At 70.0% G+C, this 22,596-nt stretch carries 16 protein-coding genes; 12 read left to right on the top strand and 4 right to left on the bottom strand.

Annotation, left to right across the window (positions count from 1 at the left end):
* Positions 1-58 precede the first annotated feature (58 nt).
* Positions 59-1,282, bottom strand: coding sequence for a trypsin-like serine peptidase (locus tag ACFWY6_RS27780; protein ID WP_384695697.1), 1,224 nt, complete (start codon positions 1,280-1,282; stop codon positions 59-61).
* Positions 1,283-1,488: 206 nt separating this feature from the next.
* Positions 1,489-2,730 carry a trypsin-like serine peptidase gene (locus ACFWY6_RS27775; protein WP_384695694.1) on the bottom strand — a complete coding sequence of 414 codons (1,242 nt, stop codon included), beginning with the start codon at positions 2,728-2,730 and terminating at the stop codon, positions 1,489-1,491.
* Positions 2,731-3,058: 328 nt separating this feature from the next.
* Here ACFWY6_RS27775 and ACFWY6_RS27770 point away from each other — a divergent pair, with 328 nt between their 5' ends.
* The 5 genes from ACFWY6_RS27770 to ACFWY6_RS27750 all read left to right on the top strand — a co-directional run bounded on the left by ACFWY6_RS27770 (position 3,059) and on the right by ACFWY6_RS27750 (position 11,608).
* The gene (locus ACFWY6_RS27770) at positions 3,059-4,582 is read left to right on the top strand and encodes a diaminobutyrate--2-oxoglutarate transaminase family protein (protein WP_384695691.1); all 1,524 of its coding nucleotides are present in this window, start codon (positions 3,059-3,061) and stop codon (positions 4,580-4,582) included.
* A gap of 97 nt (positions 4,583-4,679) precedes the next feature.
* Entirely contained in the window at positions 4,680-6,653 is a 1,974-nt protein-coding gene (locus ACFWY6_RS27765) for an IucA/IucC family protein (protein ID WP_384695688.1), read from the top strand.
* 36 nt (positions 6,654-6,689) lie between these two features.
* Positions 6,690-7,520, top strand: a complete 831-nt coding sequence (locus ACFWY6_RS27760) for a GNAT family N-acetyltransferase (protein WP_384695685.1) — start codon at positions 6,690-6,692, stop codon at positions 7,518-7,520.
* A gap of 58 nt (positions 7,521-7,578) precedes the next feature.
* Positions 7,579-9,546, top strand: coding sequence for an IucA/IucC family protein (locus ACFWY6_RS27755; protein WP_384695683.1), 1,968 nt, complete (start codon positions 7,579-7,581; stop codon positions 9,544-9,546).
* A 40-nt stretch (positions 9,547-9,586) separates the two neighbouring features.
* Positions 9,587-11,608, top strand: coding sequence for an ATP-dependent DNA helicase (locus ACFWY6_RS27750; protein ID WP_384695680.1), 2,022 nt, complete (start codon positions 9,587-9,589; stop codon positions 11,606-11,608).
* A gap of 77 nt (positions 11,609-11,685) precedes the next feature.
* Here ACFWY6_RS27750 and lexA read toward each other — a convergent pair whose 3' ends face one another.
* Positions 11,686-12,471 carry a transcriptional repressor LexA gene (lexA, locus tag ACFWY6_RS27745; protein WP_135333994.1) on the bottom strand — a complete coding sequence of 262 codons (786 nt, stop codon included), beginning with the start codon at positions 12,469-12,471 and terminating at the stop codon, positions 11,686-11,688.
* Between the two features lie 494 nt (positions 12,472-12,965).
* Here lexA and nrdR point away from each other — a divergent pair, with 494 nt between their 5' ends.
* Positions 12,966-13,553 (top strand): transcriptional regulator NrdR, encoded by a 588-nt coding sequence (nrdR, locus tag ACFWY6_RS27740; RefSeq protein WP_384695675.1) that lies wholly within the window; start codon positions 12,966-12,968, stop codon positions 13,551-13,553.
* A 90-nt stretch (positions 13,554-13,643) separates the two neighbouring features.
* Entirely contained in the window at positions 13,644-16,541 is a 2,898-nt protein-coding gene (locus tag ACFWY6_RS27735; RefSeq protein ID WP_384695672.1) for a vitamin B12-dependent ribonucleotide reductase, read from the top strand.
* A gap of 68 nt (positions 16,542-16,609) precedes the next feature.
* On the opposite strand, the gene ACFWY6_RS27730 is transcribed toward ACFWY6_RS27735, so the two are convergent.
* Complete coding sequence (locus ACFWY6_RS27730) at positions 16,610-17,137, bottom strand: TerD family protein (RefSeq protein WP_384695669.1); 528 nt, start codon at positions 17,135-17,137, stop codon at positions 16,610-16,612.
* Positions 17,138-17,251: 114 nt separating this feature from the next.
* Here ACFWY6_RS27730 and ACFWY6_RS27725 point away from each other — a divergent pair, with 114 nt between their 5' ends.
* The 5 genes from ACFWY6_RS27725 to ACFWY6_RS27705 all read left to right on the top strand — a co-directional run bounded on the left by ACFWY6_RS27725 (position 17,252) and on the right by ACFWY6_RS27705 (position 22,417).
* Positions 17,252-18,073 (top strand): arylamine N-acetyltransferase, encoded by an 822-nt coding sequence (locus ACFWY6_RS27725; RefSeq protein ID WP_384695665.1) that lies wholly within the window; start codon positions 17,252-17,254, stop codon positions 18,071-18,073.
* A 33-nt stretch (positions 18,074-18,106) separates the two neighbouring features.
* Positions 18,107-18,712: a YdbC family protein gene (locus tag ACFWY6_RS27720; protein WP_384695662.1), complete on the top strand. Its 606-nt coding sequence runs from the start codon at positions 18,107-18,109 to the stop codon at positions 18,710-18,712.
* A 107-nt stretch (positions 18,713-18,819) separates the two neighbouring features.
* A complete protein-coding gene (locus tag ACFWY6_RS27715; RefSeq protein ID WP_384695659.1) occupies positions 18,820-19,479 on the top strand; it encodes a histidine phosphatase family protein in 660 nt (219 codons plus the stop codon).
* Positions 19,480-19,491: 12 nt separating this feature from the next.
* Positions 19,492-20,400, top strand: a complete 909-nt coding sequence (locus tag ACFWY6_RS27710; RefSeq protein WP_384695656.1) for an ADP-ribosylglycohydrolase family protein — start codon at positions 19,492-19,494, stop codon at positions 20,398-20,400.
* Between the two features lie 553 nt (positions 20,401-20,953).
* Entirely contained in the window at positions 20,954-22,417 is a 1,464-nt protein-coding gene (locus tag ACFWY6_RS27705; protein WP_384695700.1) for a DUF4153 domain-containing protein, read from the top strand.
* Positions 22,418-22,596 lie beyond the last annotated feature (179 nt).

Raw genomic sequence — 22,596 nt, 5'->3', positions numbered from 1 at the left:
TTCCTAGGGGGCGGGCCTTCGCCGTGTCAGGTTCGACGGTTCGACGTGCGAGGTGCGGCTACTTGGAGCCGTACTTCTTGCTCATCATGTCGTAGACCTGCTGGGCACCCTTGCCCAGCTGCGGTCCGGCGAGCCAGGTGTTCTCGGCCGGGCCGATCGAGGTGTTCGAGACCAGCTTCATCTTGTCGCCCACCATCCGGAACCAACCGCCACCGGACGAACCGCCGGTCATGGTGCAGCCGATGCGGTACATCGTCGGCTGGGCGGAGGTCAGCGACAGACGGCCCGGCTTGTCGATGCACTTGTGCATGATCTGGCCGTCGTACGGCGGAGCGGCCGGGTAGCCCCAGGCGCCCATCGAGCTCACGGTCTGCGCCGACGGAGTCGTGAAGTCGACGTCCAGCGCGGCACCGACCGTCTCCTCCAGGGACTTGGAGCCCTGCTCCGGCTTCACGTGCATCACGGCGTAGTCGTACGGCGCACCGGCACCGCCCGAAGCGGCACCCTCGTCGATCCACTCGGCGGACGTCGAGACCCAGTCGGCCCAGTACTGGCCGTAGGGGGCGATCTCCTGCGGCGCGGCGTTCTGCAGCTCGGCCTCGGACTTGCCCAGGTCGTTGTACGCGGGCACGAAGGTGATGTTGCGGTACCAGCCACCGGCGGAACCGGCGTGCACGCAGTGGCCCGCGGTCCACACGAGGTTGGACTTGCCCGGGTTGCGCGGGTCCTTCACGACCGTGCCGGAGCAGACCATCGAGCCCTCGGGGGAGTCGAAGAAGATCTTGCCGACCGGGGCGGCGTTCTCGTGGTACGGCGTCTTCTCGCGCTTGGCCTGGACCGGCGACGGCTCGGGGTCGGTCGCGCCCTGGTCGGCTGCGGCGTCCTTCGCGGCGATCGTCTTGTTCGGGTCCTTGGCCTTCGTCATGCGCTCGGGCTTCCACAGCCCGTCGATGACCGGGTTGACGAAGTCCTTGGCCTCGCGCAGCCAGTCTTCCTTGGCCCAGTTCTTCCAGGCGCCGTTCTTCCACTTGTCCGGGTCGATGCCGTGTTCCTTCAGCCGGTCGGCGATGTCGCCGGGCAGCTGGGCCTCGCCCGTGTCGGATCCGGTGTCGGAACCCTTGTCGGCGCCCTGCGAGGTGCCGGAATCAGCCTTGTCACTGGCCTTGTCGTCACTGGGGCCGCAGGCCGTGGCGGTGAGCGCCAGAGTCGCGGCGAGCCCGGTGGCGGCGAGTGCGAGACGCCGCCCGCGACTGCGCGCGAAGGGCGCACGAGTGGAACGCATGCTGTGGTAAACCCCCGAATAGAGCGTGTAATTGCGTAATTGCCATGTACGTGTCACATGCGGGCGTGGCTGCTCCGGGAGCCCCACGCCGACGCAACACCCCACTATGCCTAAGCGATTGAGGACGAACGCAGGCGGGGTCGTGAAGGTTTCCGGCAACCCCGCCGTCGATGCCGGCCCGCGTACGCCAGGCGTCCTTCGCGCGACTACTGGCCGGCGAACTTCTTGCTGACCGCGCTGTAGATGCCCTTGGCCTCCTTGCCCAGGCGCGGACCGGCCAGCCAGCCTGCCGTCACCGGACCGATGGAGGTGTTGGACACCAGGGCCGGCTTGCCGTCCGAGCCCGCGGCGACCCAGCCGCCGCCGGACGAACCGCCGGTCATCGTGCAGCCGATGCGGTGCATCGTCGGGTCGGGCTTGCTGATCGAGAGCCGGCCCGGCTTGTCGGCGCACTGGAACGCCTTCTGGCCGTCGAACGGGGGAGCGGCCGGGTAGCCGGTCGCCGTCATCTTGTCGATCTGGGGCACCGCCGGGGCGTTGAAGTCCACCGGGAGCGCCGAACCGACCTGCTCCTCGAGGGACTTGCCCTCGTTGCCCTTCTCGGGCGTCACGTGGATGACCGCGAAGTCGTACGGCGCACCCTTGCCGCCCGTCGGGCCGCCCTGCTCGATCCACTGGTCGGAGGTCTGCGCCCAGTCACCCCACCAGACGCCGTACGGAGCGACCTCTTCCTTGGGGGCGTTCTGCAACTCCTCGACCGACTTGCCCGTGTTGTTGTACGAGGGCACGAAGGCGATGTTGCGGTACCAGCCGCCCTTCGCACCGGCGTGCACACAGTGGCCCGCGGTCCACACCATGTTGGACTTGCCCGGGTGGGCGGGGTCCTTGATGACGGTGGCGGAGCAGACCATCGAGCCCTCGGGGCCGTCGAAGAAGAGCTTGCCCGACTCGGGAACCGCGTCGTGGTACGGGGTCTTCACGGCCGCCGCGTCCACCGGCTCGGGCGTCGGGTCGGTCACGCCGTGGTCGCCGGAGATGTCGTTGTCGTCGACGCCCCGGTCCGGGTTCTTGTCGGCGTCCCGCATCCGGTCCGGGTCCCACAGGCCGTCAATGATCGGGTTGACGTAGTCGCCGGCCTCGCGCAGCCAGTCGTCCTTGTCCCAGTTCTTCCAGGCCCCGTCCTTCCACTTGTCCAGGTCGATGCCGTGCTCCTTGAGCCGGTCCTGGATGTCGTCCGGGATCTGGACCTTGCCGTTGCCGCCGTCGTTGCCGTTGTCGGCGGGCTGGGACGCGGACGGATCGTCACCCGCGTTGTCCTCGCTCGGGCCACAGGCCGTCGCGGTGAGAACCAGTGCCGCGCCGATCGCGACAGCGGCCGCCACAGGGGAGGTTCTGCTGCGCGCGCTCCTCCCACGACGAGCGGTTATGAGCGGGCGTATGGGTCGCATAGAGAGATTCCCCCTGGGCTTCGAAATAGTTCCACATGCCGGACACCGTGCGTCATTTGGCGCGTTCTGCGCCGTATGACCCGGCGCTGCACACCCTGTTGCCGGTGAACGGCACCTCACACTATGCCGGTGCCGTAGGGGACAGCCGACGGAACGGCAACGGTTCCGTCACGGCAAGGATCTTCCGATTACCCGTGATCCCCCGCATCCCCCGTCGTTGGTACGTACGGGGGACTCGCGGCCTGCGTTCAACTCCCCTGCCAACTCGTCGGCGCACAAGCCCAGACCGAGTGGGACGTGCACATTCCCAGCGGGAGGACCAACAGTCGTGGCCGTGACCGAGCCTGCGCCCGCGGCGGTTTCCGCCGCACCGTCCGTGGGACGTTCCGAGGCGCACTCCGCCGCACACGAGGGGATCCTGCGACGCCAGTCGGCGCGCGAGTCGGCGGCGCGCACCTATGCGCGCGCCCTGCCGATCGTGCCCGTACGGGCACGCGGTCTCACGATCGAGGGTGCTGACGGACAGCGCTATCTCGACTGCCTCTCGGGAGCGGGGACGCTGGCCCTCGGTCACAACCATCCGGTGGTGCTCGAGGCGATCAGGAAGGTCCTCGACTCGGGGGCGCCCCTGCACGTCCTCGACCTGGCCACACCGGTCAAGGACGCCTTCACGACGGAGCTGTTCCGCACGCTGCCCCGCGGGCTCGCGGACCGTGCGCGCATCCAGTTCTGCGGCCCCGCCGGCACGGACGCGGTGGAGGCCGCGCTCAAACTCGTGCGCCTGGCGACCGGCCGCGGCGGCATGCTCGCCTTCACCGGCGCCTACCACGGCATGACGGCGGGGGCGCTCGAAGCATCCGGCGGTGCATCGGACGTACGGGTCGCGCGGCTGCCGTATCCGCAGGACTACCGCTGCCCGTTCGGGATCGGCGGGGCACGCGGAGCCGACCTCGCGGCCCGCTGGACCGAGAGCCTCCTCGACGACACCAAGTCGGGTGTGCCGGCACCTGCCGGGATGATCCTCGAACCGGTGCAGGGCGAGGGCGGAGTGATCCCCGCCCCCGACGGCTGGCTGCGCCGGATGCGCGAGATCACCGCCGCACGCTCCATCCCGCTCATCGCGGACGAGGTCCAGACGGGCGTCGGGCGCACCGGCACCTTCTGGGCCGTCGAACGCAGCGGCATCGTCCCCGACGTGATGGTGCTGTCCAAGGCCATCGGCGGCAGCCTGCCGCTGGCCGTCGTGATCTACCGCGACGACCTCGACGTCTGGCCGCCCGGCGCCCACGCGGGCACCTTCCGCGGCAACCAGCTCGCCATGGCGGCCGGTGCGGCCACATTGGCGTACGTCCGCGAGAACCACCTCGCCGAACGCGCCGCCACCCTCGGCACCCGCATGCTCACCCAACTGCGGTCCCTGGCCGGCGAACACCCCTGCATCGGCGACGTCCGCGGCCGAGGCCTGATGATCGGCGTCGAACTGGTGGACCCGACCGGTACGCCGACCGTTGCCCCGACGGCCGTGCCGACCGCCCACCGGCCCGCCGGAGAACGACCCGGCGAGGAGGCCGAGGCGGACGTGATGGCGGCTGCGGGCTCGGTCGTCGGGGCGGACCCCGGGCCGGAGGCGGCGATGGACCGCTCGGCGCGGCCGCTGCCCCCGGCACCCGAACTGGCCGCCTCCGTACAGCGGGAATGCCTGCGCCGCGGCCTCATCGTCGAACTGGGCGGGCGGCACTCCAGCGTCGTACGCCTCCTCCCTCCTCTCACCATCACCGACGAACAGGCGGCCGCGATCCTCGACCGCCTCGCCGACGCGCTGACCGCGGCGGCGCGCTCGCACCGCGGATGACCACGTCCGACGCGGAGCGCCCACGGCCGGCCACGAGACAACAGCACAGCTCCAGCCCGTCCCCACGGAGCCCGAACGACCCCACAAGGAAGCCCTCTTGAACGCCACCCCCGCATCCGAAGGCCAGCCCAGCCCCCACGCCCCAGGAGCGTGCGGCACGCAAAATTCGCTGGTGGCAGAGCACAGCACGGTCCCCCGGCAGAAGAGCAGCCGAGAGGCCGAGCACCTGCGCGGTGCGACCGCCGACCTGCTGGAGCACCCCGATCCGCACACGGCGGCGCAGATCGCGGCCATCGAGAACCTCTTGCGCTGCTGGGTCCGCGAGAACGACCTCCCCGCCCCTGAGCACGGAGCCCTGCGCATCCCCCTCGAAGCCAGCGGCACGGCACTCCTTGTCCCCGTGCACTACTGGTCGGCGACAGGCTGGCACCGCTTCGGCCTCCCGTACCTGGAAGACGGCCCTCAGAGCGCGCCCCCGGCCGACGCCGTCACCGTTGCCGCCCTCCTGGGCCGCGAGACCAGCCACACCGAGGACGCCGCCCCGGGCCATGAGGCCCTCCCTGGCACCGGCCCCGGCACCGGTGAAGTACGGGATCCCGGCGACGTCAGCGGCACCAGCGGAGGAGACCTCGTGGGCCGTGTCGCCGACTCCGTACGGCGCACCGCCACCTTCATCGCGGAACGCCGCAACAACCCCGGCGACGAGCCCGACCGCTTCCTCGCAGCCGAACAGTCCCTGCTCCTCGGCCACCCGCTGCACCCCACCCCGAAGAGCCGCGAGGGACTCTCCGACACCGAATCCCGGCTCTACTCACCCGAGTTGCGCGGCGCCTTCGCCCTGCACTGGTTGGCCGTCCACCCCTCCGTGCTCGCCGCGGACTCGGCCTGGACGGAGCGCGGCCGCACGCTCCCCGCCGAACAGCTCACCGCCCGCCTCGCGGGCCCGGACCTGCCGCTGCCGGAGGGCCGCACCGCCCTGCCCCTGCACCCGTGGCAGATGCGCGAGCTCAGCCACCGCCCCGCGACCGCCGCGCTCCTGGAAGCCGGACTTCTCCAGGACCTCGGACCGCACGGCGCACCGTGGTATCCCACCTCCTCCGTGCGCACCCTCTACCGCTCCGGCGCCGCCGCCATGCTGAAGCTCTCGCTCGGCCTGCGCATCACCAACTCCCGTCGTGAGAACCTCCGCAAGGAACTCCACCGCGGCGTCGAGGTCCACCGCCTGCTGCGCAGCGGCCTCTCCGAGCAGTGGCAGGCGGTCCATCCCGGCTTCGACGTCATCCGCGACCCGGCGTGGCTCGCCGTGACCGACTCCGACGGCACGCCCGTCACCGGACTCGACGTCATGATCCGGCACAACCCCTTCGGCCCCGGCGACGACGCCACCTGCATCGCAGGCCTCGTATCGCCCAGGCCGTCGCCGCACGCCACCGGGCAGGACCGCCCCCCGATGCGCTCCCGGCTCGGCGAGCTCGTCACCCGCCTCGCCGGACGGACGGGCCGCCCCCGAGGAGCCGTCGCCACGGAGTGGTTCCTGCGCTACCTGGAGAACGTCGTACGCCCCGTGCTCTGGCTGGACAGCGCGGCCGGTGTCGCCCTGGAGGCACACCAGCAGAACACGCTCCTGCTGCTTGACTCGGACGGCTGGCCCGTGGGCGGCCGATACCGCGACAACCAGGGCTACTACTTCCGCGAGTCCCGCCGCACCGAGCTCGACCAGCGGCTCCCCGGCATCGGTGAGCACAGCGACACGTTCGTCTCCGACGAGGTGGCGGACGAGCGCTTCGCCTACTACCTCGGCATCAACAACGTCCTCGGCCTCATCGGAGCCCTCGGCGCCCAACGACTCGCCGACGAGGGCCTGTTGCTCGCCGCGTTCCGCCGATTCCTCGGCGAGGCCGCCTCCGGAAGCGACCCGCTGCGCACCCCACTGCCCGCACTGCTCCTCGACTCACCCGTACTGCGCTGCAAGGCCAACCTGCTGACCCGGCTGCGCGGTCTCGACGAGCTCGTGGGCCCGGTCGACACCCAGTCCGTCTACGTCACCATCGCCAACCCCCTGCATTCCTGAGGAACATGCCCCACCCTCTCTGAGAGGAGCGACGTCGTGCCTCCCACTGACGCGAGTACCGACGCGAGCACCCACGCCGGAACGGAATCCGCGACCGACTGCGCCACCGGCTCCGCCATCGAGTCGGTCACCGCCGACCGGGCCGACGGCCAAGACACCCTGGACCTGCGCCTCCCGGACGAGCTCATCGCGCTGCTCGCCGCGAGCGGTGAGGACGGCGCACCCTCCGGACGCATCGGTACCGATGCGCGCACGGCGGACCGCACCCCGACGCGCCCGGCTGCGTCGCCGGTCGACGACCTGCTCGACGGTGTCGGTGACTGGGGCCCCGCGACCACCGACGCCGGTGTCTTTCAACTCGTCCCCGTACGCATCGAACGCGATCTCCCTCTCATCAGCCGGTGGATGAACGACCCCGCCGTGGCGGCGTTCTGGGAGCTGGCCGGCTCCGATGCCGTCACGGAGGCCCATCTGCGCCGCCAACTGGACGGCGACGGACGCAGCGTCCCCTGTCTCGGCGTCCTGGAGGGCACGCCGATGAGCTACTGGGAGGTCTATCGCGCGGACCTCGACGCCCTGGCCCGTCACTATCCGGCCCGCCCGCACGACACCGGTGTTCACCTCCTCATCGGCGGTGTCGCCGACCGCGGCCGAGGGCTCGGCACCATCCTGCTGAGGGCCGTCGCCGATCTTGTGCTCGACCATCGCGCCTCGTGCGCACGCGTCATCGCGGAACCCGACCTGCGCAACACCCCCTCCGTCTCAGCCTTTCTGAGCGCCGGCTTCCGCTTCGCCGCCGAGGTGGATCTCCCCGACAAGAGAGCGGCGCTCATGGTCCGTGACCGGGCCCTGCGCGCAGTGCTCTGACCCGTTCACTCTTAGTACACCGCCCGACCTGATCCGGTTCCCTCCTCGAGGAGTCCCCGTGCCGAATCCGTCCCTCCCGCCGACGCCCCTTCCTCCGACGACCGTCCCTCCGGCGTCCGTCACCCCGACGTCCCGCGAGCCGTCCGCGCTCTACGACCCACCCGAACTGACCCCGGACCGGTGGATGCGGGGCGGCCGCCGTCTGCTCGCCAAGATGATCGGCGAGTTCGCGTATGAGGAGATCATCGAGCCCGTCCCCGCCGTCCCTGGCCCCATCCCCGCCGACCGCGACCGCGACCCCGATCCCGGCCCTGGCCCCGGCGCCGCGGACAGCTACAGCCTCCGCCTGGACGACCCGCAGGCCGAGGACGATGGCCACGCCCGGCCACCGGCACCGGCCCCCCGTCTCACCTTCCGTGCCCGCCGCGGCTCGTACGGCAGTTGGCACGTCGATCCGGACAGCCTGACCCTGACCGAAGGCGACGGACCGCCGCGTCCCTTCGGCGACCCCCTCCGCTTCCTCGTGGAGTCCCGCCGGACCCTCGGAATCGACGGCGCGACCCTCGGCCACCTCATCCGCGAGCTGACCGTCACGCTCGCCGCCGACGCCCGGCTCGACCGGACGGCGCTCACCGCGGCCCAGCTCGCCGAACTCGGCTACGCGGAACTCGAAGGGCATCAGACCGGCCACCCCTGGCTCGTCCTCAACAAGGGCCGCATCGGCTTCTCCGCGAGTGACGCCGCCCGCTGGGCGCCCGAGGCCCGCCACGCCGGGCCGCTTCCCTGGATCGCGGTCCACACCGATCTGGCCGCGTACCGAGGCGTCGCCGGCCTGGACACGGCTGAGCGGCTCTACGACCGTGAACTCACGGCGGCCACAAGGGAGTCCTTCGCCAACATACTCAGGGCGCGCGGCCTCGACCCGCAGAAGTACCTTTACCTGCCGGTGCATCCATGGCAGTGGGACGACGTCGTGCTGCCGCTCTTCGCCCCTTCGGTCGCCGCGGGCGCGATCGTGCCTCTCCCCACCGACGGCGACGTGCGGCTGCCCCAGCAGTCCATTCGTACGTTCCTGAACACGTCCCGCCCCGACCGCCACACCGTCAAGCTCCCGCTGTCGGTGCTCAACACCCTGGTGTGGCGAGGCCTGCCCACCGGGCGCACCCTCGCCGCCCCCGCGGTCACCGCCTGGATGCACTCCCTGCGCGACGCCGACCCCTTCCTACGGGACGAATGCCGGGTGATCCTGCTCGGTGAGGTCGCGTCCGTGACCGTGGAACACCCGCTGTACGACGGACTTCCCGAAGTCCCGTACCAGTACAAGGAACTCCTGGGCGCCATCTGGCGCGAACCGCTCACCCGCCACCTCGCTCCCGGTGAGCGCGCACGAACACTCGCCTCGCTGCTGCACACCGACCCGCACGGCAGAGCCTTCGTCGCGGAGCTGGTCGCCCGGTCGGGGCTGCCCCCCGATATCTGGCTCCGGCGCCTCTTCGCCGCCCTGCTGCCGCCGCTCCTGCACTTCCTCTACCGGTACGGCACCGTGTTCTCCCCTCACGGGGAGAACGCCATCGTCGTCTTCGACGACAAGGACGTACCGGTCCGGCTCGCCGTGAAGGACTTCGTCGACGACGTCAACGTCAGCGCCACACCCCTGCCGGAGCACGCGTCGATGCCGGACGACGTCCGCGACGTCCTGCTCACCGAGCCCCCCGGCTTCCTCACCCAGTTCATCCACTCCGGCCTCTTCGTGGGCGTCTTCCGCTACCTCGCCCCGCTGTGCCAGGAACAGCTGGGGATCTCGGAGTCCGCCTTCTGGTCCGCGGTCCGGGCGGAGATCCTGCGCCACCAGGCACGCGCTCCGGAGCTCAAGGATCGTTACGAGATGTTCGACCTGCTCACCCCGCGCATCGAGCGGCTGTGCCTCAACCGGAACCGGCTGCACCTCGACGGGTACCGGGACCGCCCGCAGCGCCCGCACGCAGCCGTGCACGGAACCGTGCCCAACCCTCTCCGTCAGCTGTGATCGTGGAGTTGTCAGTGGGGCACCGTAGGCTGGACGCGCTATGACGAAGCCCTCCCTCCCCGAGCTCCTGCACGCCGCCGTCACCGCTGTCGGCGGCACGGAGCGGCCTGGCCAGGTCACCATGGCCGAGACCGTCGCCGAGGCGATCGACGACGGTTCCCACCTGCTGGTCCAGGCCGGCACCGGCACCGGCAAGTCCCTCGGCTATCTGGTGCCCGCGCTCGCGCACGGGGAGCGGGTGGTGGTCGCGACGGCCACCCTGGCGCTGCAGCGCCAGCTCGTGGAGCGGGACCTGCCGCGGACGGTGGACGCGCTGCATCCGCTGCTGCGGCGTCGGCCCCAGTACGCGATGCTGAAGGGCCGCTCCAACTACCTGTGCCTGCACCGCCTCCATGAAGGCGTGCCGCAGGAAGAGGAAGACGGACTCTTCGACCAGTTCGAGGCCGCGGCCCCCACCAGCAAGCTGGGCCAGGACCTGCTGCGGATGCGCGACTGGGCGGACGAGACCGAGACCGGCGACCGGGACGACCTCACTCCCGGTGTCTCCGACCGCGCCTGGTCCCAGGTATCCGTCTCCTCCAGGGAGTGCCTCGGAGCGACGAAGTGTGCCTACGGAGCGGAGTGCTTCGCCGAGGCGGCGCGCGAGCGGGCCAAGCTCTCCGAGGTCGTGGTCACCAACCACGCCCTGCTGGCGATCGACGCCATCGAGGGCGCCCCCGTCCTTCCCCAGCACGAAGTGCTGATCGTGGACGAGGCGCATGAGCTCGTCTCGCGCGTCACCGGCGTGGCCACCGGCGAGCTCACTCCGGGCCAGGTCAACCGGGCGGTGCGCCGCTCGGCCAAGCTGGTCAACGAGAAGGCCGCCGACCAGCTCCAGACCGCCTCCGAGGGCTTCGAGCGGCTGATGGAGCTGGCCCTGCCCGGCCGCCTCGAGGAGATCCCCGAAGACCTGGGGTACGCACTGATGGCCCTGCGGGACGCCGCCCGCACGGTCATCTCGGCGCTCGGCTCCACCCGGGACAAGTCCGTCCAGGACGAGGACGCCGTACGCAAGCAGGCCCTCGCCGCCGTCGAGTCGATCCATGACGTGGCGGAGCGCATCACGAACGGTTCCGAGTACGACGTCGTCTGGTACGAGCGGCATGAGCGCTTCGGCGCCTCGCTCCGGGTGGCACCCATGTCCGTATCGGGCCTCCTGAGGGAGAAGCTCTTCAGCGACCGTTCCGTGGTCCTCACCTCCGCCACCCTCAAGCTCGGCGGCGACTTCAACGGAGTGGGGGCGTCGCTGGGCCTGGCCCCCGAGGGCACTCAGTCCGAGGACGCCCCGGCCTGGAAGGGCCTCGACGTCGGCTCGCCCTTCGACTACCGCAAGCAGGGGATCCTGTACGTCGCCCAGCACCTGGCCCGTCCGGGCCGTGAGGGCACGCGCAGCGACATGATCGACGAGCTGGCCGAGCTGATCGAGGCCGCGGGCGGTCGCACGCTCGGCCTGTTCTCCTCCATGCGTGCGGCACAGAACGCCGCCGAGGAGCTGCGGGGCCGACTCGACATGCCCATCCTGCTGCAGGGCGAGGAGACGCTGGGCGAGCTGATCAAGAACTTCGCGGCGGACACGAAGACCTGTCTCTTCGGCACGCTGTCGCTGTGGCAGGGCGTCGATGTGCCGGGTGCCAGCTGCCAGCTGGTGGTCATGGACAAGATCCCGTTCCCGCGTCCCGACGACCCGCTGATGAGCGCTCGCCAGAAGGCGGTGGACGACGGCGGCGGCAATGGCTTCATGGCGGTCGCCGCGACGCACGCGGCACTGCTCATGGCACAGGGCGCGGGGCGGCTGGTGCGCGCCTCCGGGGACCGTGGCGTGGTCGCCGTCCTGGACCCCCGCCTGGCCACCGCGCGCTACGGCAGCTATCTGCGGGCCTCGCTGCCCGACTTCTGGTACACGACGGACCGCAATCAGGCCCGCCGCTCGCTCGCCGCGATCGACGCGGCGGCCAAGGCGAAGGCTGACGCCTCCGGAGACTCTGACGCTTCCGGAGACTCCAAAGACTCTGGCGAGGCGTAGCTCGCGTACCGCCCCCAGACGCAGCAGGGCCCCGGAACCGGCGCAGTTGGTCCCGGGGCCCGGTCAGGGGCACAGGCTCACACCCGTCGCAGCACCGCCACCACCTTGCCGAGGATCGTGGCCTCGTCACCGGGGATCGGCTGGTACGCGGAGTTGTGAGGCAGCAGCCACACGTGCCCGTCCTCGCGCTTGAAGCGCTTGACCGTCGCCTCGCCGTCGAGCATGGCGGCGACGATGTCACCGTTCTCCGCGACCGGCTGGCGGCGGACCGTGACCCAGTCGCCGTCACAGATCGCGGCCTCGATCATCGAGTCACCTACGACCTTGAGGACGAAGAGTTCGCCGTCGCCGACGAGCTGGCGGGGGAGCGGGAACACGTCCTCGACCGACTCCTCGGCGAGGATCGGGCCGCCTGCCGCGATGCGGCCGACGAGCGGGACGTACGACGCGGCGGGCTTGCCGGCCGTGTCGGTGGGCTGGCTGCTCGGCTGGTCCGAGCCCCGCACCTCGTACGCGCGCGGACGGTGCGGATCGCGGCGCAGGAAGCCCTTGCGCTCCAGCGCCATCAGCTGATGGGCGACCGACGAGGTGCTGGAGAGGCCGACCGCCTGCCCGATCTCCCGCATCGACGGGGGGTAGCCACGCCGTTGCACGGAGTCCCTGATGACCTCGATGACACGGCGCTGCCGGTCGGTGAGTCCCGAGCTGTCGGCGCGGATTCCTGGAGGTCGGCCCGGCAGGGAGCGTGTGGGCTTGGGCCCCTCCTGGTTCGTGGCTGCGTCATTCATGGCATGCACCGGCTCGAGTCGGCTCTGTGAGCGGTCCTGGGCAGTGATGGTGGCACTGTCTGCGGTGGTGGTCACGTCGGTCGGCCCCTCTCGAGATGTTCTCCCTAGTTAGCCAACGGTAGTTGCTTTCGAAAGGTTGCGCCAAACACACGTTCGAGTGAAAAATCGCAGATTGCCTGCCGTGATCATGTGTCTGGGTGTATGGCTAACGTTCGGGCCGAATGGCATTTCGGTTCATTACGGTACGCTTCACCGCCGGGGTCGTGACTCCCTCAGCGGGGTCCCCATACTGCCACTCGGTGCCCCGTCAACCCGGCACCGGCCCCTTCTTCGTGCGGCGCGCGCGGCGCGCCCAGCTTTCGGTGAGCGGTCGTGCGTGCGCGACACGCGATGGTGCCGAATTTGCGGTCAAACCCCAGATCTAGTGGTTGGATTGCCACCGCAGCCCAGAAGTTGTGGTCCCTGGTCCTTCCGGGGCTCGGGCATCGCCTATGCTTGGGGCTGCTTCGAGGGCCTCATGGGCCCGTTGAGGCCTATAAGTCGTGCCGTGAAGGAGGGTTGGGAGTTCCATGCACTGCCCCTTCTGCAGGCACCCCGACAGCCGCGTAGTCGACAGTCGCACCACGGACGACGGCACGTCGATCCGCAGGCGTCGTCAGTGTCCGGACTGCTCCCGTCGTTTCACGACCGTGGAGACGTGTTCGCTGATGGTGGTCAAGCGCTCTGGCGTGACCGAGCCCTTCAGCCGTACGAAGGTCATCAACGGCGTACGCAAGGCGTGCCAGGGGCGGCCGGTGACCGAGGACGCCCTCGCGCAGCTCGGCCAGCGGGTCGAAGAGGCGGTGCGCGCCACCGGCAGCGCCGAACTGACCACCCACGACGTGGGTCTGGCCATACTCGGTCCGCTGCAGGAGCTGGACCTCGTGGCCTACCTGCGCTTCGCGTCCGTGTACCGGGCGTTCGATTCACTTGAGGACTTCGAGGCTGCCATCGGGGAGCTGAGGGACCAGCGGCTCGACGTCGAGCCGCAGGACGCCGGCGGGGAGCGGGGCGTGTACAGCGGGCCCCGAGGGAAAGTCGAACTAACCCAGCCCCCCCCCCCCCCCGACCGACCCGCCCCCCCCCCCACCCCCCCCCACCAGACCTGTTGCGGGTGACCTTTGCGGGATCCGCAGCACAAGACACACACCGTGCCACGGGAAGAACGTGGCACTTCAGGGCGTTTTAGCCTGTTACAGGGAGGCGGCATGACCGAGACGACGAGCGGCCCGGCACGAGGTTCCCGAGCCAAGGGATCCAAGGCCAGCAAGGGTCTGCGTATCGAGCGCATCCATACGACGCCCGGCGTGCATCCGTACGACGAGGTGGTCTGGGAGCGCCGAGACGTCGTCATGACCAACTGGCGCGACGGCTCGGTCAACTTCGAGCAGCGTGGCGTCGAGTTCCCCGACTTCTGGTCGGTGAACGCGGTCAACATCGTCACCAGCAAGTACTTCCGCGGGGCCGTTGGCACCCCGCAGCGCGAGACTGGCCTCAAGCAGCTGATCGACCGCATCGTGAAGACGTACCGCAAGGCCGGCGAGGACTACAACTACTTCGCCTCGCCCGCGGATGCCGAGATCTTCGAGCACGAGCTGGCGTACGCCCTCCTGCACCAGATCTTCAGCTTCAACTCGCCGGTCTGGTTCAACGTCGGTACGCCCCAGCCGCAGCAGGTCTCCGCCTGCTTCATCCTGGCCGTCGACGACTCCATGGAGTCGATTCTCGACTGGTACAAGGAAGAGGGCATGATCTTCAAGGGCGGCTCCGGCGCCGGCCTGAACCTCTCCCGCATCCGCTCCTCCAAGGAGCTCCTGTCCTCGGGCGGCAACGCATCGGGTCCGGTCTCCTTCATGCGCGGTGCCGACGCATCCGCAGGAACGATCAAGTCGGGCGGCGCCACGCGTCGCGCGGCCAAGATGGTCATCCTCGACGTCGACCACCCCGACATCGAGGGCTTCATCGAGACCAAGGTGAAGGAAGAGGAGAAGATCCGCGCCCTGCGTGATGCGGGCTTCGACATGGACCTGGGCGGCGACGACATCACGTCCGTCCAGTACCAGAACGCCAACAACTCGGTCCGTGTGAACGACACGTTCATGAAGGCGGTCGAGGCGGGCGGCAAGTTCGGCCTGACGTCCCGCATGACGGGCGACGTCATCGAGGAGGTCGACGCCAAGTCGCTCTTCCGCAAGATGGCCGAGGCCGCCTGGGCCTGTGCCGACCCCGGCATCCAGTACGACGACACCATCAACGCCTGGCACACCTGCCCGGAGTCCGGCCGGATCAACGGCTCGAACCCGTGCAGCGAGTACATGCACCTGGACAACACGTCCTGCAACCTCGCCTCGCTGAACCTGATGAAGTTCCTTAAGGACGACGGCAAGGGCACCCAGTCCTTCGACGCCGAGCGCTTCGCCAAGGTCGTCGAGCTGGTCATCACCGCGATGGACATCTCGATCTGCTTCGCGGACTTCCCGACGCAGAAGATCGGCGAGAACACCCGCGCCTTCCGCCAGCTGGGCATCGGCTACGCCAACCTCGGCGCCCTGCTGATGGCCACCGGTCACGCGTACGACTCCGACGGCGGCCGCGCCCTCGCCGGTGCCATCACGTCGCTCATGACGGGTCGGTCGTACAAGCGCTCCGCCGAGCTCGCCGCGGTCGTCGGCCCCTACGACGGCTACGCCAAGAACGCCACGCCGCACAAGCGCGTCATGAAGCAGCACGCCGACGCCAACGCCGCTGCCGTCCGCATGGACGACCTGGACACCCCGATCTGGGCCGCCGCCACGGAGGCCTGGCAGGACGTCGTCCGCCTTGGTGAGAAGAACGGTTTCCGTAACTCCCAGGCCTCGGTCATCGCCCCGACCGGCACCATCGGTCTCGCGATGTCCTGTGACACCACCGGCCTGGAGCCCGACCTCGCCCTGGTCAAGTTCAAGAAGCTCGTCGGCGGCGGCTCGATGCAGATCGTCAACGGCACCGTGCCGCAGGCCCTGCGTCGCCTGGGCTACCAGGAGGAGCAGATCGAGGCGATCGTCGCCCACATCGCCGACCACGGCAATGTGATCGACGCTCCCGGCCTGAAGACCGAGCACTACGAGGTCTTCGACTGCGCCATGGGCGAGCGTTCCATCTCCGCGATGGGTCACGTCCGGATGATGGCGGCGATCCAGCCGTGGATCTCCGGTGCGCTCTCCAAGACGGTCAACCTCCCGGAGACGGCCACCGTCGAGGACGTCGAAGAGGTCTACTACGAGGCCTGGAAGCTGGGCGTCAAGGCGCTCGCGATCTACCGCGACAACTGCAAGGTCGGCCAGCCGCTCTCCGCCAAGAAGAAGGACGACGAGAAGGCGGAGATCACCGAGAAGACCGAGGACACGATCCGTGCCGCGGTCGAGAAGGTGGTCGAGTACCGCCCCGTCCGCAAGCGCCTTCCCAAGGGCCGCCCGGGGATCACCACCTCCTTCACCGTGGGTGGCGCCGAGGGCTACATGACCGCCAACTCCTACCCGGACGACGGTCTGGGCGAGGTCTTCCTGAAGATGTCCAAGCAGGGCTCGACCCTCGCGGGCATGATGGACGCCTTCTCGATCGCGGTCTCGGTCGGTCTGCAGTACGGCGTCCCGCTGGAGACGTACGTCTCGAAGTTCACGAACATGCGCTTCGAGCCGGCCGGCATGACGGACGACCCGGACGTGCGGATGGCGCAGTCGATCGTCGACTACATCTTCCGCCGCCTGGCGCTGGACTTCCTGCCCTTCGAGACCCGGTCCGCGCTCGGCATCCACTCGGCCGAGGAGCGTCAGCGTCACCTGGAGACCGGTTCGTACGAGCCGTCTCTCGACGAGTCCGAGGTCGATGTCGAGGGCCTGGCCCAGTCCGCGCCGCGGCAGACCGAGTCCCTGAAGGCGGTCGCCGCGCCGAAGGCCGAGGCCGAGAAGCCCGCTCCGCAGCAGGCGCACACCAGCGCCGAGCTCGTGGAGATGCAGCTGGGCATCCAGGCGGACGCACCGCTGTGCTTCTCCTGCGGGACGAAGATGCAGCGCGCGGGATCCTGCTACATCTGCGAGGGCTGCGGCTCGACCAGCGGTTGCAGCTGATCCGCTGAGCTAGCCCGGTGAGGGGGCAGGCGGGGCCTACGGGCTCCGGCTGCCCCCTCACCGCGTTCTCAGGACTCGCTGCCCATCAGCGCGGCGAACGACGTCGGGTCGGCGTCGTACCCCCGGATGATCTCGCGGAACGACCAGGCGCCCGACTCGTCCCTGGTGAACTCGGCGATCGTCGAAGCCGTGCACCCGGAGACGCTGGTGAGGTCGCTCAGCGCGAGGTCCGTGTATCCCTCGCGGATGCGCACCGCGGTGTTCGTGATGTCGCCGAACACCTTCTGGTCCTCGTCCTGCTGTATGGCCACGCCCACCACCACGCGCGCGTACGTGGGAGCCAGCCGGTCCAGCTCCAGGGTCATCACCTCGTCGAAACCGAAGCCCTGGCCCGTCCTGCTGTCCCTGTTGAGGGTGATCGTCCCGTCAGGGGAGCGGCTGTCGAAGTGCACCAGGTACACGGGACGGCCGTACGGAGCGTCCGCGGAGTAGGTGGCGGCGATGATGTCGAGATCGTGCGGTGGCGCGCCGATCGGGCTCGGATCCCATTTGAGCCCTACCTCGACCTTCTGGATCCCCTTGCTGACACTGCTCACCAGACTTCCCCCTCCTCGTATTCCTGGCTGATGCTGATGCACGAGGCATGTCCAACAGACACGCTACGGCGTATCACTGACATCGCCGAACTTCCGGTGTGGATCATTGTCTTCATGACATGGAACTGGGAAGAGCTCGATATCACCGCCTACTTGGCCAGAATCGGCTACGAGGGCGAGGCGAAGCCCGGACTCGAAACGCTGCGGTCCCTGCATCGGGCGCACGTGGCGGCGATCCCCTTCGAGAACCTGGAGGTGATGCTCGGCAGGCCCGTTCCGCTGGATCTCCCGGCCCTGCAGGACAAGTTGGTGCGGCGGCGCAGGGGAGGCTACTGCTACGAGCAGAACCTGCTGTTCGCGGCGGCCCTTGAGCGCATCGGCTTCACTGTCACGGGACTTGGGGCCCGGACCAGGGCGGGTGCCTCCTCCCGTCGGGCGGTCACGCACATGCTCCTGAAGGTCGAGGCGGACGGTCAGGAGTGGCACTGCGACGTCGGGTTCGGCGCCGAGGGCCTGCTCGAACCCATCCCCCTCGAGGTCGGCGTGGACGTACGACAAGGAGCGTGGCGGTTCGGGATCGTCCAAGAGGCGGGCGGGGCGCGGGTGTTGCGGACCGAGCACTCGGACGGCTGGTTCGATCTTTACGAATACACGCTGGAAGAGCGCATTACCGCCGACTACGTACTCATGAACCACTACACGTCGACCCACCCCCGGTCGTCGTTCATCCGGCGCCCTGTGCTCCAGAAGGCCGCTCCGGACGCGCGCCGCAAGCTGGTGGGCGATCGACTCACCGTGACGCGGCCCGACGGCACGACGCACGAACGTGACGTGTCCGTCGACGAGTTGAGCGACGTACTCGTTCGCGAGTTCGGCATTGAACTGTCCGACGACGATTCCGCCGAGCTGATCCGGGTGCACTACGCCGGAGCGTGACCCGGGCCACGCTCCGCGCCGTACGATGGCGCGGTGCTGGTCAAGTGGATTCGCTGCACCGTGGTGGACCGACGGGGGTTCGAGCGGGGACAGCGAAAGTGGGCGGGGCTTCTGGGGGAGCCGGGGTTCCGGGGACAGGGCGGGGGGTGGAGCCGGGGACGGCCGGGCGTGGCCCACATCTTCGCCTTCTGGGAGAGCCGGGCCTTCTACGACTCCTTCATGGCGCGCTCCCACGACCGGCTCGCCACAACACAGGCGGGCACCTTCAAGGACATCCAGGTCAAGCTCTTCGATCACCGCTTCGACGTGAAGACGGGGTTCGAGCCGCGCTTCACGGACGCGGACGTGGTGCGGGTGGCACACTGCAGGGTCCGCGAGGCGCGCGTGGAGCACTTCGCGCTGATGCAGGAGAAGGTCTGGAACCCGGCGATGGCGGGCTCGCCCGGGATGCTGCGCGGGCTCTTCGGAGAGGCGCCCGGACATGAGTTCCTGATCCTTTCCATGTGGCAGTCGGCCGCCGAGCACGGCAAGTACCGCAGGGAACGGGTGGAGCGTCTCTCCCTGCGCGCGCAGACGGACGCCGATGTCGCGGCGCTCGCGGGTGACATCGTGGAGCTTGAACCGTCGTGGACGGTGTGACGCCGCAGGAGCGCGGTGGAGGCTCCCCGCAGGCCGCATACGCCCGGATGGAGCCCGCCCGGCCGACCGGTTGAGCCGACCGGGGAGGGCCGATCTAGGGTTTCCGTATGGCACGCCCGCGGCGCATCTTCCTTGTCCGGCACGGCGAGTCGGCGGGAAATGCCGACGACACCGTGTACGAGCGTGAGCCCGACCACGCCCTCGCGCTCACCGAGAAGGGGTGGCACCAGGCGGCCGAGACCGGCGAACAGCTGCGCGAAGCGGTCGGCCGCGAGCGGGTGAGCGTGTACGTCTCGCCGTATCGCCGCACGCATGAGACGTTCCGGGCGCTGCGCCTGGACCCGGAACTTGTGCGCGTGCGCGAGGAGCCGAGGCTGCGGGAGCAGGACTGGGGGAACTGGCAGGACCGGGACGACGTCCAGCTCCAGAAGGCGTACCGCGACGCGTACGGCCACTTCTTCTACCGCTTCGCGCAGGGCGAGTCGGGGGCCGATGTGTACGACCGGGTGGGCGCGTTCCTGGAGAGCCTCTACCGGAGCTTCGAGGCTCCGGATCACCCGCCGAACGTCCTGCTCGTCACGCACGGCCTGACCATGCGGCTGTTCTGCATGCGCTGGTTCCACTGGTCGGTGGCGGATTTCGAGTCACTGTCCAACCCCGGGAACGGCGAGATGCGGACGCTGCTGCTCGGGGAGGACGGCAAGTACACCCTGAACCGGCCATTCGAACGCTGGCGCGAGCCTGAGCCCTACGGCGTCACCGGTTAGAGTGGCAGGGCGATGACCGCTGACTCCTCTCCCGACCGGCGCCTGGCCCGCGCTCTGGCCAGCCTGCGTGGACTGGCGGTGGGGGACGCGCTGGGCTCTCAGTTCTTCGTGCCCGCGAACTACCCGCTGCTCAAGCGCCGGGAAGCGCCCGCCAGCCCCTGGCAGTGGACCGACGACACCGAGATGGCCTGTTCCGTTCTCGCCATCCTCATGGAGCACGACCGCGTCGATCAGGACGCGCTCGCCCTGTCCTTCGCCGAGCACCATGACTTCGACCGCGGTTACGGCCCGGCCGTGAACCGGCTCCTGAGGCAGGTCCGCGAGGGCGGGGACTGGCGTGAGCTGGCCTCCGCGCTGTTCAAGGGGCAGGGCTCCTGGGGGAACGGCGCGGCCATGCGGATCGCGCCGCTCGGCGCCTGGTACGCCGACGACCCGGAGCAGGCGACGCACCAGGCGGAGATCTCCGCCTACCCCACGCATCAGCACCGCGAGGCCGTCGTGGGAGCCATGGCGGTGGCCGCCGCCGCGGCGCTGATGGCCGATCCCGCGGGGCCGCCCGCGCCGAAGGCGCTGCTCGACGGAGTCATCGACCTGGTGCCGCGCAGTGCCGTGGGCGCGGGGCTGCGCCGGGCGCGGGACATGCTCGACTACGGGGACGCGGCCACGGTCGCCGCGGTCCTCGGCTGCGGCCGCCGCACGACCGCCCACGACACGGTGCCGTTCGCCCTGTGGTCGGCGGCCCGTGGCCTCGGCCGCTATGAGCAGGCCTTCTGGGCGACGGCCCAGGTGGGCGGCGACATGGACACGACGTGCGCCATCGTGGGTGGAGTCATCGCCTCCGGAGAGGGCGGGTCGCCGCCCGAGGAGTGGCTGGAGCGGACCGAGGCGCTGCCCGGCTGGATGCCTGTCGGGGCGGGCTGACTTCCGGGCTTTCGAGGGCTTTGTCGTACGGAAACGGGCTCTACGTAGAGGCGGCTTTCGGGGCCAGTGTCACGGTCGCGCCACAGCGTGACCGGCCCGGCGGCGGTGATCGGCTGCGCCGCTACGCTGAAGGCAGGCCGAAAGTTGATCTTGGCTTGTTCGGCCTCAACGCGATGCCGGTCGCCGGCAGCCCCGCCACCTAGGTGTGCCGTCTGCTGCGCGCGCGGACCGGCCGGGAGGGGGTCCCGTGTCCGATACACCGTCACCGTCACTGCCTGAATCCTCAGGTACTGAAGATCAAGAGGGAGATCCCCAGGAGGATCCGCGCAGAGACTCGACGAGTGGTGCCGCAGCCGCCGATCATCTGGCCGACCTGAGGCGTTTCGATACGCCACAGGATGGTCCGTCCGACCGTGGAGCGAGAGGCGACGTCCCCGAAGACGCCGTGCCCGCGCCGAGGACCGCGGACGACGGTGGCACCGGGCATGCGCAGAGCCCCCGAGCCCCGCAGCCTCACCCCGGCTGGGCCTACCCGGCGGCCCGGCGCGAGCCGCTGCTCGCCGATCTGCGCTCCGAACCGCCCGCCCCGGTCCGCACGGCCACGCTCTGCGCGGCGCTGGCCACCGGCCTCCTGAGCATGCTGCTGCTGGGGGACGGCCTCGCGCTCAATCTGCTGATCATCGCCGTCCCGGCCGCGCTCGGCGCGTACTTCGCGGGTCGGCGAGCCGGTCGCGACCCGCGCCCCTGGACGCTGGCCTGGGCGATCGGCGGGCTCGCGCTGCTGGTCGTGCCCGCGCTGCGGGACGCGGGATGGCCCTCGTTCCTCGCGATCGTCTCCGCAGTGGCGCTCGGCTCGCTCGCCCTGCACGGCTGCCGGACCTGGATCGGCGTACTACTGGCCCCACTCGGCATCTTCGACGGTGTCCTGACCGGCGTGCGCTGGGGCTGGCGCGGTCTACGGGAGCGCTCGGGTGGTTCCCGTAGTGGACCCGTACTGCGTGCGGTCGCGGTGACCGCCGTACTGCTGCTCGTCTTCGGCGCCCTGTTCGCGGGGGCCGACGCGGCCTTCGCGGGGCTCCTGGGTGACCTGATCCCGGATGCGTCCCTCTCCGGAGGGCCGTGGCGTGTGCTGTTGCTCGTCCTCGGTGTCGTCGGGGCGCTCGCGGTGGCGCACACCGCCGCCGCGCCGGTGCGCTGGGACCGGCTCGTCGTGGGCCCAGGCCGGGCGCGAAGCCGCGTCGAGTGGGCGCTCCCGCTGATCGTGCTCAACCTGCTGTTCGCGGCGTTCAACGTGGTGCAGCTGGCCGTGCTCTTCGGTGGCTATGACGCCGTACTGGAGAAGACCGATCTCTCCTACTCGCAGTACGCGCGCCAGGGCTTCTGGCAGCTGCTGATCGCCACGCTGCTCACCCTGGCCGTCATCGTCGTCGCCCTGCGCTGGGCGCCGCGCGACGGGGCAGGTGACCGCAATCTCGTACGGGCGGTCCTCGGCACGCTCTGCGCCCTCACGCTCGTCGTGGTGGCGTCCGCGGTGCGGCGCATGGACATGTACGTGGACGCGTACGGCCTGACCAGGCTGCGGGTCTCGGTCGTGGGCATGGAGCTCTGGCTCGGTCTCGTGATCGTGCTGATCATGGCGGCCGGGGTGTGGGGCACCCGTTGGCTGCCGCGGGCCGTCGCCGCCAGTGCCGCGGCCGGTGTGCTGGCGTTCGGGCTGCTCTCGCCCGACGGGCTCATCGCCGAGCGCAATGTCCAGCGCTACCAGGAGACCGGGAAGTTCGACCTGGAGTACGCGCGCGGGCTGTCCGCCGACGCCGCTCCCGCCGTCGACGAGCTTCCGGAGCCGATGCGCTCCTGTGCCCTGGAGGGCATCGCGGACGGCCTGGGGGCCGAGCGCGCTCCCTGGTACGCCACGAGCCTTGCGGAGTCGCGGGCCCGGCAGATCCTCGACGACGGGCCTCTGAAGGCCGATTGGCGGGTCTGCGAGCAGGCCGGGCAGGAAACCTCGTACCGCTGACGAGCGGGACGTCTGTGCCGTCCCTGAGGGGCGCGGCAGCGGTCGTTCACGGGCGGGTTGCGGGGCGCCCCCCCCCCGGCCCGGCACCGAGGGGCCCGCACCCCCCCCCGGGCCCCCGGGCGCCGGCGCCGGTAGCGCGGCGGCACGAACGACTCCGCCCAGCGCGGAATGTGCGGGGT

It is taken from the genome of Streptomyces sp. NPDC059037 (assembly GCF_042740015.1).
Classification (GTDB): Bacteria; Actinomycetota; Actinomycetes; order Streptomycetales; family Streptomycetaceae; genus Streptomyces.
The sequence above is the reverse complement of the archived record's forward strand: the minus strand, read 5'-3'. Positions and strand labels throughout refer to the sequence as shown.